The 18,447-nt window shown below is 54.8% G+C and carries 12 protein-coding genes; 3 read left to right on the top strand and 9 right to left on the bottom strand.

Features of this window, described 5'->3' with window-relative positions; genetic code table 11:
- Positions 1-140 precede the first annotated feature (140 nt).
- The 4 genes from AC5S26_RS26305 to AC5S26_RS26290 form a co-directional block, all read right to left on the bottom strand.
- Entirely contained in the window at positions 141-1,385 is a 1,245-nt protein-coding gene (locus tag AC5S26_RS26305) for a sialidase family protein (protein WP_494187924.1), read from the bottom strand.
- 116 nt (positions 1,386-1,501) lie between these two features.
- On the bottom strand, positions 1,502-3,619 hold the full coding sequence (locus AC5S26_RS26300) for a glutaminase family protein (RefSeq protein WP_494187923.1): 2,118 nt from the start codon (positions 3,617-3,619) through the stop codon (positions 1,502-1,504).
- 113 nt (positions 3,620-3,732) lie between these two features.
- Positions 3,733-4,743, bottom strand: a complete 1,011-nt coding sequence (locus tag AC5S26_RS26295) for a family 43 glycosylhydrolase (protein ID WP_494187922.1) — start codon at positions 4,741-4,743, stop codon at positions 3,733-3,735.
- 116 nt (positions 4,744-4,859) lie between these two features.
- Positions 4,860-8,480, bottom strand: a complete 3,621-nt coding sequence (locus AC5S26_RS26290) for a TonB-dependent receptor (RefSeq protein ID WP_494187921.1) — start codon at positions 8,478-8,480, stop codon at positions 4,860-4,862.
- Between the two features lie 231 nt (positions 8,481-8,711).
- On the opposite strand from AC5S26_RS26290, the gene AC5S26_RS26285 reads away from it, so the two are divergent.
- The gene (locus tag AC5S26_RS26285; protein ID WP_494187920.1) at positions 8,712-9,356 is read left to right on the top strand and encodes a response regulator transcription factor; all 645 of its coding nucleotides are present in this window, start codon (positions 8,712-8,714) and stop codon (positions 9,354-9,356) included.
- Here AC5S26_RS26285 and AC5S26_RS26280 read toward each other — a convergent pair.
- Both AC5S26_RS26280 and AC5S26_RS26275 read right to left on the bottom strand, forming a co-directional pair.
- A complete protein-coding gene (locus AC5S26_RS26280) occupies positions 9,340-11,367 on the bottom strand; it encodes an ATP-binding protein (protein ID WP_494187919.1) in 2,028 nt (675 codons plus the stop codon). The genes AC5S26_RS26285 and AC5S26_RS26280 overlap by 17 nt on opposite strands.
- Positions 11,368-11,495: 128 nt before the next feature.
- Positions 11,496-12,428 carry a substrate-binding domain-containing protein gene (locus AC5S26_RS26275; protein WP_494187972.1) on the bottom strand — a complete coding sequence of 311 codons (933 nt, stop codon included), beginning with the start codon at positions 12,426-12,428 and terminating at the stop codon, positions 11,496-11,498.
- Between the two features lie 196 nt (positions 12,429-12,624).
- Here AC5S26_RS26275 and AC5S26_RS26270 point away from each other — a divergent pair, with 196 nt between their 5' ends.
- Positions 12,625-12,804, top strand: a complete 180-nt coding sequence (locus tag AC5S26_RS26270; protein ID WP_494187918.1) for a hypothetical protein — start codon at positions 12,625-12,627, stop codon at positions 12,802-12,804.
- A 1,260-nt stretch (positions 12,805-14,064) separates the two neighbouring features.
- Here AC5S26_RS26270 and AC5S26_RS26265 read toward each other — a convergent pair.
- The 3 genes from AC5S26_RS26265 to AC5S26_RS26255 all read right to left on the bottom strand — a co-directional run bounded on the left by AC5S26_RS26265 (position 14,065) and on the right by AC5S26_RS26255 (position 16,806).
- Complete coding sequence (locus AC5S26_RS26265; protein ID WP_494187917.1) at positions 14,065-14,631, bottom strand: DUF1579 family protein; 567 nt, start codon at positions 14,629-14,631, stop codon at positions 14,065-14,067.
- A 501-nt stretch (positions 14,632-15,132) separates the two neighbouring features.
- Positions 15,133-15,297: a helix-turn-helix domain-containing protein gene (locus tag AC5S26_RS26260; RefSeq protein ID WP_494187971.1), complete on the bottom strand. Its 165-nt coding sequence runs from the start codon at positions 15,295-15,297 to the stop codon at positions 15,133-15,135.
- A 789-nt stretch (positions 15,298-16,086) separates the two neighbouring features.
- Positions 16,087-16,806 carry a phytanoyl-CoA dioxygenase family protein gene (locus AC5S26_RS26255; protein WP_494187916.1) on the bottom strand — a complete coding sequence of 240 codons (720 nt, stop codon included), beginning with the start codon at positions 16,804-16,806 and terminating at the stop codon, positions 16,087-16,089.
- A gap of 240 nt (positions 16,807-17,046) precedes the next feature.
- On the opposite strand from AC5S26_RS26255, the gene AC5S26_RS26250 reads away from it, so the two are divergent.
- Positions 17,047-18,444: a sialidase family protein gene (locus AC5S26_RS26250; RefSeq protein ID WP_494187915.1), complete on the top strand. Its 1,398-nt coding sequence runs from the start codon at positions 17,047-17,049 to the stop codon at positions 18,442-18,444.
- Positions 18,445-18,447 lie beyond the last annotated feature (3 nt).

The following is an 18,447-nucleotide window of genomic DNA, read 5'->3' as shown; positions in this document are numbered from 1 at the left end:
CCACAAAAGATCAATCTGCTTACTACTGCTTCCTCGGCTGGCCACAATACCGAAGGGGTCGGACGTAGTCTCCACTTGTTTTGACTGTCGCCCCGAGCCTATGCACCGTGCCTACATGGCCGCCGTTTGCTTCCGAATCGTTACTGCGACGTCCTTTGAGCGTTCGCCATCATCTCTGCCCACGGTTTAGTGGCGAAATACATGCCACATTTATTCAGCGCATAGAAATCCGATGCAAATTCCAAAAGCGCCGCACCGTCTTGTACGGGCATCAGTGCAGACGAGTAGTTCGGACAGGGATTATCGTATGAGATCGGCACTTCGACAGGCGCGGGGATAGGAGTCCATGGGCCGGAACCATCCAGGAGCGCATTCATGAAGAGAACTTTTCCGTTCTGCTGTGCCACGGAGCCATCGGCATTGTGCAAGACTTGACCGACGACCAGGAGGACACCGTTAGGAGAGATTGGCGAAGGACTCCATATGCTCGCCGGCGCGTGCTCGAAGAACTGGCCACTCGCCGTCTCGATTCGCTTGCCAGGGTCGTTTGCATTTCCATAGCTCCAGCCATCCCTGGAAATGCGATAGTAGGCGGCGCACTTCGGACCCGTTTTCGGATCCCCACATATCTCGTAAGACATGAAATAGACGCCGGTCGGAAGCCTTCGCACGATGATCATGCCGGGGCGATCAGCCTGCGTTGTCGTAGCTACAACATCTGAAGAATCCTTCCAGGTCGCACCATCGACGGTGCGAATCTTAGATAGCTTTTGGCTGCAGCAGCTATGGGTTTCATCTGACCAGAACATCACCAGAGCGCCGTCGCGGGAGACTATAAACTCGGGCTCCCACAACCCCCCACTTCCTTTTTCTCCTCTGCCTGATACCGGTGTGGAATGATAGATCCAAGTCGCGCCCTGATCGCTGCTCGTATAAACCTCAATAGCTGGGGTACCGTCCTCTCTGAGATTCCTTGCCCTGGTAGCAACAGGTGCTCCCGGTGGAGGCGGTGTAATTCCAGAAGAGTAGGTCGCTGAATAGATAAGTGTTCCCGCAGAGAGATTGCCTACAGCCTGCGGAAGCTCATAAAGGCCCTCGCAGCACCTGACCCTACTTCCTTCGCGGGCCGGTGCATTCGTGAGAAATGTGAATGTCTTGCCATCATCTTTGCTCAGGAATAGTTTGCCGGTCGTGCTGGCCACGATCCACCCATTCGACGCTGCCGGTCCATGAGCTAAGCGAACAAGCCGGGGATATCCTACGCCTTGCGGAAGCAAAGTACCTGTAGCAGCCCGAAGCGGAAGGCAGCACGCAGCGCAAGCGAAGACGACAATCCTGCAGATTAGCCTGCAACTCATTTTGCCAAGTGACTCTTGTCTTACCATGACTCATCTCCTCGAAGGGGATCAATGACTGTGTATATGGCTGCCAGGCGCACGCTAAGAGAGTTCATAAGCGAGACTGCGTTGCGTAGCGTTCGTGTACAAAAGGGTGTTGCAGCTCATTGCTTCAGTTGCTTAGCAGGCGCCTTGTACTTCGCTTCAATTGCCGGATCCATGAGCGCTTTGATGAAGACACCTCCCACAACGGATCGAGCCTGAAAGCCGATCCGCTTGCCGCTCACTGTGTCATACCAATCCGTGGTGGGCACGCGAGATGGTGTCGCATCCATCCATACAACCAGGCGATGGATCAGGTCAGCAGATTGCGCGGAATCGCGGGTAAGCGTGGCCGTCCAGACTTCCCAATCCAGCTTGGTGAAGGTCTTACGATTATCGAGTGGAAGCCCATAAGCATTCATGTGTTTTGGATAAAAGGCCCACTCGGTTTCTGCTACCGAGTTCGGAAAGAGGTGTAGGCCCAGCCAATCGTCCCACACCAGGTTGTACTTCTGACTCCACGTTACCGGCTGATCAAAGGCTAGTTTGTAGTGGTCACCATCCAGTCCCATCTGCCGCCACTTGGCAGGTAATGGACGAACCACAGATTCATATCGACTAGCCAGCTCAATATCTCCTACACCGCGCGCGATCTGCACGAAAGCTCCAAGAGCTTCAATTGCCTTGATCGATAAATTTGTATTGTGAGCGAGATGTCCCGCAAAATCGTCGGTGCTGAGCTGATTCTCGGGATCCAATCCTTTCTCTTCCAGATAAGCTGCCCACTTTTTCAGCTGCGGCATAAAGCGTCGCGCAAACTCCCAGTTCCCTTCGCTGCGGCCCAACGCGGCAACCATGATCAGGAGGTTTCCACTTTCCTCCACCGGCATCTGGTTTAGTTCGTTCTCCTCGCCACCGCCATACACCTGACCGTTTGCCAGTGGATACGTGCCGAGGTCATGTGGCGCGAATGGGAACTTCCAACGTGGGAGGGCCGCATAGCGCATCAATGGCTCGAGCTGCGCCTCCAAAAGTTTCGGATTGAAGAGCAGGAAGAACGGCGACGAGGGGTAAGTTACGTCGACCGTGTCGATGCAGCCGTTGCTGTCGTTCTCTTTGGAAAACAGCATCGGTGTACCGTCTATATCGGCTACCAGCTTGTGCGCCGCAACGGTCTGCCGGAACAGCAGTGAAGTCATATACGCATAGTCGGCGCCTCCGACCTTGGTCATGTCTTCAACTAGCTTCGAATCGAATTCAACGCCACGTTGATCTAGTGCGGCGTAGTCGCTTTCAGCCTGGTTCAGCATGGCTGATTCGCTCATGCCGGTGTGTTGCCAGTAAGCGCTCAACTTGCGCCCAAGATACTCGATGCTGTAACCGTCGCTGTAACCTAGCAGTACATGCTTCTCAACAGCTTTGCTTCCAACTGAACCAAAAGGCACAGCAACAGCGAGGTGCGCCCCTGAAGCGCGGTTTCCCCTCATAGCTGGCAGTGGCAAACTAAGATCGTCGCTCCCGAAACTTCCTCCATCCACGAAGTGTTGCATGGCATTAGTAGAAAGCTCTGTGACAGCTCCAGCATCCTTGGGCACGCATAGGTCAAAGTAGCCCCAATCGATTCGGATTCGGTCTCCGCTCTGATGAAGCATCTGCTGATCCCGTGTTCCTACGCGCAGTACCGTTAGTGCACCTGCCTGCGCGCGAGTGGCAATTGTGGGTTGCGCTCGATCGTTCACAGCAACCATCGGAGACACATCAAGCAGAAGGTCCACCTTGTGCGACCGACCATCTGTGGAGACGGCAGACCATGAAAGGTAGGTCACCGGTCGAGACATCACGTCGAGGTCCTGGGGGAACAGGGGCGTAAAGAAAGTGACGCGCAGTTCAACACCCGCTGCAGAGAACCGATAGCGCGTGTGCAGCGGGGTAACTTCCAGTCCCGTTTGCTGCATGGCTTCTATAGGAGGCAAACCCCCACGCCCTGGTGGCTGCGCTCCCATCCAGCGAAGTATCTTGCCATCCACCCGCAGCAGTCCTATGAGCGTCTGAATGGCTTCTGACCAATGCATGGTCTGGCTGTCCGTCAGAGTATCGGACATAGACCAGATACTGAGGTAAGGGTCATTGACGATCAGCGGAACAGCCGGCGGACGGTGCGCGGTCTGTGCGCCAGCAAGAATTCCTACGAAAGACATGGCAGCAGCAATGCTGCGATGCCTCCACTGAGATATCTTCACGCGTCTCCTCCAAACAACTGAAGCACTTACTCATGCAGTGAATGTGCGGCACAAAATCCGCGGTTCTTTAATCGAATGCAAGCTAAGCTAGCTGCCACTGGCCTCGCGTACGATCAGAGTCTTGGTAAAACCGCCGAAACGATACCTGGCAGCGCTAATGGCTTGATTGGTCCATCCTTCTCCGGAGCCCCAAAGTTGGGTGTACCGTCGCCGTTCCATGTGAAACGTTGAGCGCGTGTCTCGCGCCGCACAGCGTTCGGAGCATCGCTGGTCTTCGCGGCGTACAGCAGCCACATGCTACCGTCTTTCGCCTTGGCAAAGGTACCGCGGCCCGGGCCGTAGATGCCGTTCGCCGGAGACCACTGAAAGACAGGGTGCGGCGTCTTCTTCCAATTCGTTGGCAGCATAGGATCGCGGCCTGTGAGCGTCAGCAGACCGAGGCAGTACCGTGGTGAGGCCGTGTCACTCGCGGAGAAGACGATGAACGTTTTGCCATTGTGGTACAAAGCCGTAGGCCCTTCATCGACCGGGTAATTTCTGGTCGAGTCTTCGCCCTTCTCCCAGCTCGCTTCAGGATGCGCGATCAACGCTGCCTCTCCCTCGAATTCCATTGGTGCCTTGAGTTTGCGTATGTAGGTGTCATTTGCACCGCTATCCACAGTCACATACATGAGGTAGCGCGATTTACCGGCCACCAGCAGCGATGGGTCGATTGACTGCCTTCCGGTCTCCAGCGGCCCTTTAAAGGTATATGTGCCCAGCACATCGTCCGTGTCGGACTGAAGCACATAGATCTTGTGCTTCTCGCCACGCATTTGCGCAGTGAAGTATACCCACCAGCGGCCGTCCATCTTCCACAGGGTCGGCGACCATGTCTGCGTCATGCCGTCCTTAGGAGTAAAGATGACATGAGCGGTAGCAGATGCAGTGGCTGGCGTCGTGCCGCTCCACAGAGTGATGTCACGGCCGGTAGCTGTCAGCACGTACTGACCGTCACGCGTAACGGGATCGTACGTAATGAACGGATCCGCGTGCGGAAGAATGGGATTAGTCGCCTGAGCAGCAGCAATCCCCACCAGACCGATGGTTCCAAACAAGATCGTTACAACTCTCCGTGCACGCATCTACCGTCCCTGTCTTTTCTCTGGGCTAAATGTTTATGGAAAAAGTGGCGGATGCGCTCGTGCCGCACTGGGACGCGAAGGAAGCAACATCCGCCCGGAGTTTGTCGGAGTCCGTGTTAGAACGCAACGCGGAACTGAATGTTGAGGTTACGCGGTGGAGAATCCGTGGTCGGCGTCGTGCCCTGGTTGATGGTGCCGAAAGTTGCGTTCGTTGGATCGATGACAAACTTCGCGGTTTCTAGATTGAAGTGGTTGAGCACGTTCGAAGCGGACATACGCAGCGTTGCCACGTACCGCTCGCGAATAAGGAAGGACTTCTGCAAGGCGGCGTCGGACATGATGACCGGCTTCATACGAACAGCGTCGGAGTACGTCGGATTGGTCTGTTCGTTGATCTGCGGGGTAACGATCGCCCAATCGTAGTTGGCGGTATCCGTGCCGCAACCGCGATTGACGCTGGCTGTCGTTGGTACAAGCGCTCCGGTAACGGGGGTCTTGTTCGCTACGCAGGTGCCCCATGCCTGGGCCGCCGTGTAGTTCTTCCAGTCTGGCTTGCGGAACTTGTTATGCGGGAGCATGATCGCGTTCGTCGGCAGGGTGGCAGCTTCTCCACTCTGGACCTGCAGGGAGGGTGAGAAATCCCAGCCACCGATGAAGCCGTCGATGATTCGGTTCTCGTTGAAATTAAAGAGGCGCTTGCGGCCGAAGGGCAGTTGGAAAACGCCTGAGACCTTGAAGACCTTCGGGATGCCAAACTGATACACACTGCGTTGCGGAATGTTAAGTGCCTGGCTCATCCAGCCCGTCTGGTAGATCATCTTCGACCAGACATAGCTTGTGTTGAAGGACACACCATGAGACATCCGATAGTTATAGGAGAGCTGTGCACCGTTGTACCAGGAGTAGCCACGGTTCAATGCATTGAGGGTGATCGTGCTGAACTGCGGATGCGGACGGGCGAGTTCGCGCGCCTGGAGTGTGTTGTTTGTGTAGTACGGCGTCCCGCTAAAGGCGGCAATGCCCTTGAACGGGTTGGCCTGCTGCGCGGTACAGACGCTGTTGCTGCCGTTAGCGTAGACTTCGTCGCACTTCTGCAGGAAGCTCCAAGGGGCCTGATTTAAATCCTCGGAAACCCCAAACCCACGGCCACGATTGCCGACATAGGCTGCCTCGAACACACTCGTCTTCGTCACGCGATACTGAACACCCACCGAGAATTCGTGCGCACTGGGTACCTTGAAGTTGCGGTTGAAGACGTTAATGCCGCCGGTCTGTCCGATGCTCGTGAGACTGCCGAGGGAAGAGCCGGAGGGCTGAATGATTCCATTCGGGAACGGGTTGCTGAGAACGTTCGACACAGGAGTAAGACCGCCGTCATTGGAAACATTCAGCGGCGTGGACTGCGCGAAGCCAAGGTTTTGAATCATGGCGTTGTTCTGAAAGTTCGTGTAAAACAGCCCATAGCCACCGCGGACGACAAGCTTGTCGGTAGCCGCATAGGCAAAGCCAAAGCGCGGTTGAAAGTTGTGGTACGTATTTTGGAGTGGACCGCGGGGCGCACCGTTCACATTGGCAAACGTCAATCCGCCAGTCAGACCCTGCAGGGCGCTCGGCATGTTCGGGTCGAAGCCGACGTTCAACCGATCCTTCTTATCGATCGGCGCCGTCAGCAGATCCCAGCGCAAACCCATGTTCAGGGTGAGCTTGTTGTTTATACGCCAATCATCCTGAAAGTATGGCGCCGTATACCAGCTCGAAACCTGGTATACCGAATTGAACGGCGTTGAACCGCTGGACGGAGTTCCCAAGAGGAAGGTCGCAAAACTATCGCCGCTGGTTGCGGTTGCGTTGGCGTTCGTGTAGTCCGTCGTCGTCCAGTCGCTGTTGGACGTGAACGTGAAATTGCCGGGGTTGATGAAGCTGAAGTGAACGAGGCGAACGTCCCACCCGAGGTGCAGGTTGTGTGCACCTGCCTGACGAGTGATGTTGCCTTCCCATGAGTACGTACCGGTATCTTCTACGTTCTGGAACCAGCCGAGTGGGCTGTAGTTCTGGAACGCATATTGACCGAAGAAGTTTGAACTTTGCTGCTGGCTGTTCAGCGAAGAGGGATAACCGAGGCCCGTGAGATCGAAATTTGAGTTATCCGGACTCGTCCACTTCACGCGGAAGAAGGCGTAACCGAAGCGGGCATTGAGGACCGTCTTCGGGCTCATCACATCGACGAAATCGACGAGATAGCCCTTGCTGGTGCGATGGAACGTACCGCCGTTTGCACCCGGACCGGTAACGCCGCCTGCATTGCTGACTTCCGAGAAGTCGGCATTGAACGGGCGCACGAAGAGCTTGTACTTCTCGCCAATGTTGAAGTCAAAGCGCCCGACAACGTTGTGAAAGTGCCAGTTGTAGTAGTTGTTCGGAATACTGAGGTTGCTGGTGCCAGGACGTTGATTGTTCGGGGTCGCTCCCACAGCCGGCAGAAGCCCCGCAATCTTCGCGGCGATGGGATTGATTCTGTTAGCAGGAATGATGTTGTTTGGGAATGGATTGCGGATGTAATGGTTGAAAGTGGGGGACCCGGGGGTCGTGTCGAGGTGCGTGGTTGAAGGATCCGCAATCACGATCGAATTCGCGTATCCGTTTGTTGGGTTGAGCAACTCTCCGAAGTCACCGCTGCGCATGCGGGCAGTCGGATAAGAAAGGATGAGGCTCCGTGGCAACAATTCGCTGTAGTGATCGAAGGCAAAAAAGAAGAACGGCTTATATTTATTCGACTTCTCCATAATCTTAGGGATAAAGATTGGACCGCCTACCTGGAAGCCAAGCTGCGTCTGCGAGTTGAAAGGGGTCGCGAGGTTAGTATGGTTGATCGAGTTGAGGTACTTGTTCTGCGAAGTGTTCGCGTTCCAGTCCGTGCGGCGGAATGAGCTCCAGAACATACCTTTGTACTGTGAGGTACCCGATGCGGTGGTCATGTTGATGGCACCGCCGCTGGTATGACCGTACTGCGCATCGTAATTGTTCGCGCTAACCGTGAACTCTTTGACCGCGAACTGCGGAAGTGTGTAGGCATAAGTGTTGAGACCGAGCTCCGCATCGTTCGGGCTACCGTCGATGAGAAACTCATTGAGGGACATCAGGCCGCCATTGATCTGGAATTGCGACGTGACCGTCCATGGATCTGTATACACGCCCAAGGGGCGCATGAAGACGCCCGGGACCGTCTGGCCGAGCATGACTGGGTTGCCGTTGATGACCGGCATGTCCTGTACTTCTTTCTGCTCGATGCTGTATGCACGGCTGGCCGACTCTGTTTCTAGCAGTGCGGGCTGTTCGGTCACGGTGACCTCGGAGGTCTGCGAACCAACCTGCAGAGTCACCGGGATGCTCGTCGCGGCGTACGCCACAAGCACGATATTGTTGATCTGTGCAGAAGCCATCCCCGGCGCGCTAACGTTCAGGGTGTAGGTGTCCGGCTCGAGGAACTGAAAGATGAACGCGCCTGATGCGTCGGTCTTGGCCGGCGTAGCCGTGTTGGTGCTGACCCTTGTCAGCCTAAGCGATGCCTCCGGCACCATGGCGCCAGAGGTGTCCCTGACCTCCACCGTGATCTTGGCGCGGTAGTCCTGTGCGGCAGCCTGTCTGGGAATCACTCCGATCCAAGCGAAAAATACGAATAAGGCAAGGATGGTGCGCGATCCGTGCATTTGCGCGTACTGCTTCTGTTTCACTTGCATTTGCCTCCTGGGCAGCACCGTACCCATGCGCAGGCATCGCAGCTCATCCACGATGTCGCATTCACGTTTACAACAGTGCTTGGAACAGCGAGAACCCTAGGCCTGTGTCAATACAACTGACAATCAGATGAATCGACCAATCTTTGATAGGACATATGTACTATCAAAGTTATGAGTTGCTTACGGTCACCGAACGGTCGTACCATCCGCAGATCTCTGAGAGGTTCGACGTTGGAGCAAGCTGCGGAAACAGAGCAGATAAGCATTTTGATTGTGGACGATCATCCGGTGGTGCGGCAGGGTTTGCGCGCCATGCTGTCGAGCGAACCCGACTTCGCGGTGATGGGCATGGCCGCCTCGGCTCGAGAAGCCCTTAACCTGCTCGAGCACAAGGAACCCGACGTCGTTCTCATGGACCTTCGTATGCCGGAGATGGAGGGCACCGAAGCTATTGTGGAATTGCGGCGAATCAGACCGAATATTCGTATTCTTGTACTGACGAACTACGGTTCGGATGAATACATCATGCGCGCCACGCAAGCCGGTGCAATGGGGTACCTGCTGAAAAACACACCGCAGGAAGAGATTGTCAAGGCTGTACGTATGGTTTATCGCAGCGAACGCTATGTTCCGAAAGATATTGCACAACGGTTGTTTGAAGCGATCGGACGTGAAGAGCTTAGCCCTCGGGAAATCGAGGTTCTCTCACTTGTTGCACAGGGATGCACGAACAAGGACGTGGCGCAGCGATTGTTCATCAGCGATAAAACCGTGCGCAACCATGTCACAAGCTGCCTGCTGAAGCTCCAAGCGAAAGATCGCACGGAGGCCGTGACACGTGCGATTGAGCGCGGACTTATTAGGCTTCAGGAATAGCGCTTGGGCGCGGGCGACGCTGCTTGAGCCGAGGCAGCATAAGCCACTTGGCGAGATCAAGACGCGGCAACGGAAAAGTCACGTCGACACGAGTTCCGACGCCCGGTGCACTCAGAATCTCTAATGATCCGCTAATATCTCTGGCCCGGTGACGCATGCCGAGAATACCGAATCCTTCCTCTTCCGGAGTCGCATCAAAACCTCGTCCATCGTCCACGATCATCATGGTGGCAGAACGTTTCTCATACCGCACCGTGAATGTGATCGTTGCTGGCATGCCGTGTGTAATCGCGTTCGAGATAGCTTCCTGCCCTATATTGAACAGCACCGCGCGAATACGAAGGCTAAAAGGACGAACAGTTCCCTGTTCTTCTGTATAGACCCGAATATTTCCCCCGGAAAGCTCATAGGTTCTTTCGGCGAGCATCCACAGAAGATCGCCTGCTTCTTCGGTTGAGGCCGCACCGAGCATTTCAATCGTGTGGCTCGCATCTGCATGGCACCGGCTTACCAGGTCTGACGTTGACGCCAATTCATGCGCGATCTCCTCGCGAGAGACACTTGCATTGCGAATGACGGACGTGCGCAGCCCCTGAATTTGGTATCCGATGCCAGCGAAACTTTGAGCCATGGTGTCGTGAATGTCGTGCGCAATACGTTCTCGCTCCCGCGAGATGGCATCTTTCTGCCACTGCCGAAATCGGAAGTACGAAAGTTGTATCGAGCATGCAAGGAGCACGGTGAAAAACGCGACGAATGCAAGATGCCATGGCGTCCACCATGGCGGTCCTTGCAGGACCTGCACATCATCCGACGAACGTAGAAAGATCAGAAAAGGGATGAGGTCCTGTGTGTAGACTTTGCCAAGAACGCACACGCCTCGTAAGCGCACCAAGCTGTTCACACGCAACTTATGCAGCGCTTGCCCGTAGTGGTCCGGATACAGCGCACGGAACGCCTCTCCGCCTTCGGTTAGGTCAAGTACCTGAAATCCGTTCTCTGAATGCACCTCATGCATGAGATGTCCTTGAATTTCAATGAAGCGGGCATCGTAGGCTCCAGAGGCGGCCTGCCATGGAGTGACTGAAAGTGGCGGAGCGGGCGTTCCGGTGGAGATGATGCGCAGTGAGCTTTGAGTGAGCTGCGCACTGTAGAGCAACGGGTGGACTTCACCGGAAATTTCGACACCCTCGCCTACGTTCACAGGCGGCCCTTGCGGATGCTTGATCATCGCGCCACCTGTCGAATCTTCGATGTAGATGTCGGGTTCAGTCAATGTGACCACACCACGCACTAATACGCGTGGCGGCGCATCCCGCCGCAGCCCTGCGAGATCGCCGAGATGCATGCTTGGTATGCGGAGCTGCGTATCTAATTCGCGTGCCGCCGGTTCGATCGGTTCGTAATGGGAGAAGTGCTTCGCGTAGGCAGCTTCCGTGGTGAGCGGCTGAGGATTCATTTCGCGCCCGGCCTGTGTGGCGATCGCATCAAGTTGTGCTTCCGTGCTTTGTGCAACCAAGACATTCCGCCATTGACCTCCGGTTGACAGAGAACGCAGGCCAATACGTCCTGAGGGGACACATTTATTCTCGTGGAGTAAGAGAAACGCAGTTTGATGCGTGGAGAGATTTTCTGCGGAAATGCCGAGCCTGCACCCATACATCACCAGTTGAAGGTGGTACCAAACACGTTCATGCACGCCTCCTGGCAGCGCAACAGGCGAAACTTCGCTCCAACTGTAGTTCGAGCGGCCAGCAATAAGAGTTCCTTCGAGTGCACGAAGGCCAGCGTAGTAACCGTTGTAGGCGTCCACACCAAGATCTTCGTCATTCGACCGGATCATCAGACCCACATCACCACCGCTTTGGTCCAGACGTACATCGGCGCTCAGTGCAACATTTCTCCACTCCAGTGAGCCGCTCATGAGCTTCGCTCCGCGTTCGTCGGAATTGTTGTCAAATACTCCGTTATCGAGAGCCCACACGCCGCCGTAAGACGTCCAGCCATCCATTCGGTCACTGCACAGGTGATAACTGTCGCGGCGTGCGCGCACCTGCGTGATAACAGCGACAGAGATCGAAGCTACGAGGAGAAGTGTTGCCCCTACAGCCAGCAGTCCGGGGTAATGTCTTAGCTTCCTCAGTTGGCACCTCCGTTGACGGCGAGGATCCACTGAATTTCAGGCAAATCTACATTCTGTTTCGTCACCAGCTTCGGCGGGACAAGAATAGTCTCGCCGATGACGGTCCCTTCGCGGCGCTGATGAATCCAATGCATAGCATCGCGCACCATTGTTCTTGTGTCTTTTGCGATGATTGAATCAATTTCACCGGTCCGCACCCGGTAGATGACATCGAAATCCTGCTCGCATCCGATGAGCGCAACCTTGCCTACGAGCTTTGCGCGAGAAAGAACATTGTAGGCGGCGCGTGTCTGGCTAACATTCAGTGTCACAATCGCCCGCAGCGCAGGGTGAGCTTCGAGCAGTTCCTCGGCTGACTCCTCTGCTTCGGTAGACCCGAACGTTGAACGCTGCTCTATAAAACGAATCCTGGGGTCATACCGCTGGAGCTCGTCCTTGATGGTGTCTGCCGCGACAATCGTTCCTAGAAAGTTCGGGTGAACACCGAGAATCGCAACCTCGTTGTGTGTCCCCTTCAGATAGTGGGACACTCGCTCCGCAGCGATGCGTCCTGTGGCGGCGTTGTCGTTCAGCACAAACACCACATTCTCCTTGGGAGAAACGGCCAGTGGATTATCAAGAATCGCAACGGGAATGTTTCTTTCCACAGCGGCGCGTACAGGGCTGATCAAGGCAACCGCGTGATCCGGCACAAGGATGATGCCGGCAACGCCCAAGTTTAGCTCCTTCTCCATGATCTGAATCTGTCGAAGCAGGTCGTCTTCCCGGCTGGGCCCATTCCAAAAGGTATCCCAACCCCACGCACTTGCGATCCTAGCCGCTTCAACATGCGCCGATTCCCAAACTTCCTGTGCAGTCGTTGCAGGGATAATTGCGATCAGGGGGCGTTCCGCTCGGCGACAACCGAGAAGTCCCCAACAGAAAAGCATCATGGCAGCGCACAGGAAACCGCTGCGTGACAAGGCGGTCATCGCACCGATTAGTATGCCACGCCTTGGATGGTGTTTGGCGGTGTAACTTTGATCTATCGGTCCTCCCCGTGAGAAAGCTCTTGCCAGACTCGAGCCCGCTCGTCGCTCATGAGTTTTGAGGATCTAAGCAAGTACCAATGCATTTTCCCAAGCATTGTTCGTCGCCGCCCTCTTCGTCGACCGCGAAATCATGTGGGTCATGCTTGCAGCGAGCGTGCTCTTCGATGCAGCGAACGCCGCCCTGATGGGGCTCAACAGCTTCTTGATAGCGTTCGTCGCTTCCTACCCGGCGGTCGCGTACGTCAACGAACTCGTACACCGGTTCGTGTTCTGAGACCCGGAAGCTGTCTTCCGCCAGTCAGAGTCCTTGAAGTGGTGGACTCAGCGATAACGGCGATCGGAATGCCGTGGATCGCGCTCCGAAGCTGGTTCCTCTCTTTTCACTGGTCACCTAGTTTGTCGTCTGCACGATAACATCACTGCACCTTTCTCTTCGCTTGAAACCCGCTCAGGGTCTGGAGGAGGCTAGCTTCTGCCTCTTCGGCTTGCTTCCGCGCAGCGTCAACGTCAGCCTGAGCCAGCCCACGTGGAAGTTCCTGTGCCATCTCCCGCGGCCCCGCAAGCACCTTGAATCGAGCTTTCGGACCAAATACGTCTTCGCGCTCATATCGGTAATTTCATGATTCGCCGAGATGTCTCTGTCTCATCACATAAATCCCACGAAGGAACTGCTTGGGGATTGCAAACTGTACTGGCGAGCATGGACGACAGTAATTCACAACTGTGGCTGGATTCTTCCCCGACTTGTGAAGAGTATCTAGAGCAGAGCACAAGTGGGAGCCCGACTCGAACGGGCGTCCCTTTTGTGCCGCTCAATGGACCTGATCATGATCTATGAGGATGTGACAAGTACTGTCCTAGAGGTCCGGGACACGTGGCAGCATTGTCACTAAAGTTGTTCGGGCACATTTCTCGAGCGGATGGCCCTCACGGGTGAGCAGTTGGCGAGTCGAAACCCATTCGCCTACTTTCCGGCACGCTCGATAAAGTCGGAGTTATGAACTGGAGAGCCTCCACATGAATTGCGTGACGAGCACTTATGTGTTTTTTCACTACCTTAGGCTTTCACCCTTCCAGAACAGAAGCAGGCGCCAGTCGTGCAGTGAGAATGAAGTCTTGAGCCCATACTCTGTCTTCGTTAGGATTGATTCCAATACTAGCGGCTTGCGTGTATACAGATGGACTAATAATGAGCAGGAAAGATCACACACCGGAGACAAGCACTTACAGAGAAGCTGGGTTATGATCGACGGAGCTCTTTCTGCGAAGTGGAGAGTTTATGAGTGATAACTGCCGGTTCCGCTGCAGTCTTCAGTACGTCCGCGTTTGGCACCTTGCTCAAAACTCTCCGTAGGATCTGTACTTATTCCGTAGGCTGACCGATCATCACTGACCCCTCAATTGGAGCCATCGAAGTCCCTGCTGCCAGCATCTCCGCGGCAACCTCGGCACAGTCCGCATCCTCCGCAGCCAACTGATTCCTAAGGTCCCGTCTTTGTTCCCATGGCCAGTGGCGGCAGATATGTGCTCATAATTATTTCTTCACGTACGTCCGATCGATAAACGTGACCCAGGAATCGCCCTGCTTGAATTCTATGGTGAGATTCAGTCCCCTTTCGGAGGTTAGTCGCCAACTCGCGCGGATGGTGCGCTCTCCCGGCGGGCGAGGAATCTGGAACGGTTTACTTACCATCTGGAGCTTGTCGCCCTCGAAACTGCCGCTGAGCTCCGAGACATTCGTATCCGTACCGCTGAACCACCACGCCCGCCAGAGCTTTTTGTCCGGATCGTAGGCGAGCATGTGTATACCCTCGACGCGCATACTCTCCACGTCCGGTTCGCCGGGCATATTGTGTACGTGCTTCACCTGTACGTAGCGCCCGCTCAGGACCCTCGAGATGGAGAGCCTGAAGGTGATGTCTCCCTTCTTGCCCGCGATTTCTCCGGTTTCTGACTTGGACCACTCACCGAGCATGAAATCCACCATCTTCAACTCGGTTGGTGGTGCGCCCCACGGTGGAGTCGAAGGCTGCTTGGCGTGCTCTTGGGCAATGCCTAGAAATGTGGAGGCACACAACATCGCAACAACGATCGCTCTCATAGAGGTTCCTCTCGGCTCGTCGAACGAGATGTTCGGCAGTATAGGCTCTCCCCCCCTATGAGCGACGACGGCAGATCTGCCCGGAACAGGGGTTGGCACCGTTTATTCTTGAGTAAGGACCTCATCACAAAGGATGCGTCCAGGTTCAAGGAGGCGCATTGGCGTATCGGCCTTCCATGTAACTTTCAATCCGTGCCTCGAAAAGAGCACACCATTCTCAGTGTAGGTCAGAGATTGAAATCCATTGTGGGTTTTCATTGCGATAGCGGTTTGAATTTCTTTCCGCTTCTGGTCGGAGATATCGTCAGGTCCTACACAGAACTCGTGGACTTCCCCCTGTAATCAGGAGCCTCACAGCTTCGGAAACAATGCGTTCCTTTTGAGCGACATTTACGGGCGAGAGCCATACGGAACGAAAGTAACGCTGGGTGCATTTCGATCACCTATTATTATTTGAGAAGACCCGATCAGGCATCGAATCACTTGCTAAAATTTTTAATCTCACATTTTGCGGCGATACTCGCTTGGGGTAACTCCGATGATCTGTCGAAACACTCGAGAAAGTTGGGCATGGCTCGAAAATCCACAGGCAAGAGCAACATCGACTAAGTGCATCGCTTTGTTCTTCATCATCTCCTGAGCCCGCGTCGCCCGGAGTTGTAACAGGTGTAGATGCCCGGAACATTCTTAGGAAATGAACGGAGCTGTACCCGCTCTCAACGGCGAGTGTTTTGAGGTAGAGATTTGCGTCCAGATCCGACTCCATTCGCGCTAGAACACGCTTTAGGCGTGGATAAGATAATCGATTGCTTGATACATGCGGTTCTTCGTTCCTCGTTCCAAAATTGAGAAGACGCAGCGTGAGCGCATAGGTTAAATGATCAAGATAGAGACGACCCGAGATTCCGCCGGATTTAGCTTCTCCTTCATACGTACCGATCAGCAGGAGTGTCAGACTGAAACCACAGAGCAGGCGGAATGTTCGTCCCATGACTCAGACATGTCGCATTTATACGCTGTTATTACTAAACTTATACGACATGCTCCAGCTATATGTCCGATAATGATCGGGCGGCGGCTTTGCAATGCAAAGTCATGACGTTTGAATGACGTCGGTTCTAATGAGCCCACCGGAATAATCTTTTGCAGATTCACCGCAACGACCGGCCCGGGTTCATGTCACACTCAGACTCAATGGAATTGATTTGGTGTCGACATGAGCCAGAAGGCTGCATCGTTCATGAAACCAATTTCAGCTCACTTACGTTAGAGCGAGCATGCTCCCATGAACGCGATACATGTTCGCAGCGATCCTCTTCTTGCCACTTTGTGCCCTTGCTCAGGAGTGTTCCCTTCATCAAAAGTGAGAAAAGATTTGCGCCGCAATTCTCATACGTCAATTCGGTGCAACTTACTGTTTCTAAGCAATATAAATGGAACCTTAAGTTCCGGCCACTAGCTGCTTACGACTGGAAAATCGCCAGAATGCTTAAGGCGGGATGGATCCGTGACGCGGACTCGATCTGACATGTAGATGTATATCAACCCTCGGCGTGGATTAGGAGTGCGATTTGCCTCGCTTCGATGGACCGTCAGACAGTGATGCAGAATGCATGAACCTCTACGAACCGGGACTGGGACCTCCGGTAAAGCCTTCCATCGTGGATTGTCAATGACTCCGAGCGAGTTGCCGACAACACCCGACGGAGCATGTGGCAACATACCAAGCTTGTGGGATCCGGCGATGTGACGGACGCATCCATTTTCGACTGTGGAGTCGTCAAGCGCAATCCATGCGCTGATCATCTCGTAGGGCTCGAAGGGCCAATATGGCATATCCTGATGGGCGGGCACGACCGTGCCAACAAGAGCCGGCTTGGCGAATACCTGGCTTCCGTAGAGGCGCAACGGCTTTCCCAAGATGCTTTCGAGAACACCGATCACACCAGGATTCTTGGCCCCCCGCAGAAAAACATCACTGAACCTATGCAGGTGGAACGCATTTCGGACGCGGGGCGGGTGAGTGTTTGGTTCATAGACGATACCGTCGGCGGGTAGATACTTCGCCCTGCCTTCAATGACACGGTTCACTTCGTCGGAAAGGGTCGCCAATTCTCGTCCGGAAAAGGCGTCTTCGACGACTACAAAGCCGTCGCGTTCAAAGTTGCTTCGCATGTCCGCCATCATATGAGCCCCTCAATCGAAACGGGCCGATTTTTCCCAGTTCGCGACAGGCGATCCAACTCGTTGGACAAAGTGCAGCAAAGCCCTTCGAGATCGAGCCCGTCGACGCGGGAACAATGAGAAACTCGATGGACATCGGAAGCTTCTGCTGATGAGTTGCCGGGCAATAGCGCTGGACGACATTGATTCAGCGAATTCCTGTCAGGCGACCTCAGGAAGAACCAAATACCTATGAAACATCACGCCCCTTCAAGAAGACGATTCGTACGCCAGTCCGGTCTGCTTATCGGCGGTTTTCAGCTCACCTTGTCCATCTCGAAAGCATGGGCCGCCGTGTCCCTGCCTGATGCCGATGCGGCTTCGAGGCCGGTGCACAATACCCCCACAGCACTGCAAACGGACCGCCGCGTGCGGCTTTCCTACGGCGAGGAACGGGTTGTGCTCGACGACGGATTGCAGCCCTCCATGCTCTGCGCGCGCAGGGGAACGCTTATCGTGCAGGCGCAGATATCGAAGAAGGCGCTGTCCCGCAGACGCATCTTCTATCCCTATGAGCTCGCGACCGTCATCTCCCACGACGGCGGCGACACCTGGGCGAGTGCGGCGCCTACAAACGCTAATGAGGTAAATCTCGAAGGCAGTGTTCATGAGTTGAAGGACGGCACCATCATGGTGCTAGACACCTACGTGGTGCCCGGCGACAAGCCCGATAGAGGTGTGGGACAGCTCTATCTTTCTAAAGACGGGTACGCGACGCTACAAGGCCCTATCGACATCAGCTTCCATATCCCGGGCGCGGATTTCTATGCTTCCACAGACGACGGCGGCAGACCACACCCGGCCATGCGGGTGCATCGACGCATCCTTGAACTGCCCGGAGGCGATCTGCTGGTGACCCTGTATGGCTTTCGGAAGGGTGACAATACTCCTTCCGGCTATGCGAAGACGATGATGAAGTCGAGGGTCATGCTATTCCGCTCGAAAGACAAGGGTCGGAACTGGAACTATGTTTCGACAGTTGCCGTTGACCCTTCTGTGGGTACAGAAGGGTTTGGTGAGCCGGTGATTACACGCGTATCGCATGGCCGGCATACTGGCAGACTGATCTGCATGATGCGAACAGGCCATGAACTCTATGAAACGGTATCAGATGACGATGGCGCCACATGGTCCAAACCGATACCGAGGATGTTCGCCGATCGCGACGTAAATAAGACAAGCGAATGGGCAGAGATGTTCAAAGATGTGAAGCGTAATGGGGTGTTGATCTCCCAGGATCCCGTCGAGTTTATTGGAGCGGTAGTCGATCCTGACCTGATCGAGTTGCGAAGCGGCGTGCTGGTGGCGGCCTTCGGTATTCGCATTCCGGCCCGAGCGAACTTTGCCCACCCCGAGCATCCATGGAATGGAAATTACCTGGCCTTCAGTCTCGACCACGGCGACTCCTGGAGTCAAGTTGTGCAACTGACGAGCGGAATCTCAACGACCCAATACATGGCGATCGAAGAAACGCCGGAAAAGGACGAATTCTTCGTGGTGTATGACTTCGGATATTGGGGCAGCAAGGTAGGCAGATATGTGTACGGCCGAAAGGTTAAGCTTGATCTTCTTGAAGGTCCGGTAAAGTAACGC

The organism is Edaphobacter sp. FHG110511_03 (assembly GCF_059115365.1).
This window is presented reverse-complemented; position numbering and strand designations above follow the sequence as displayed.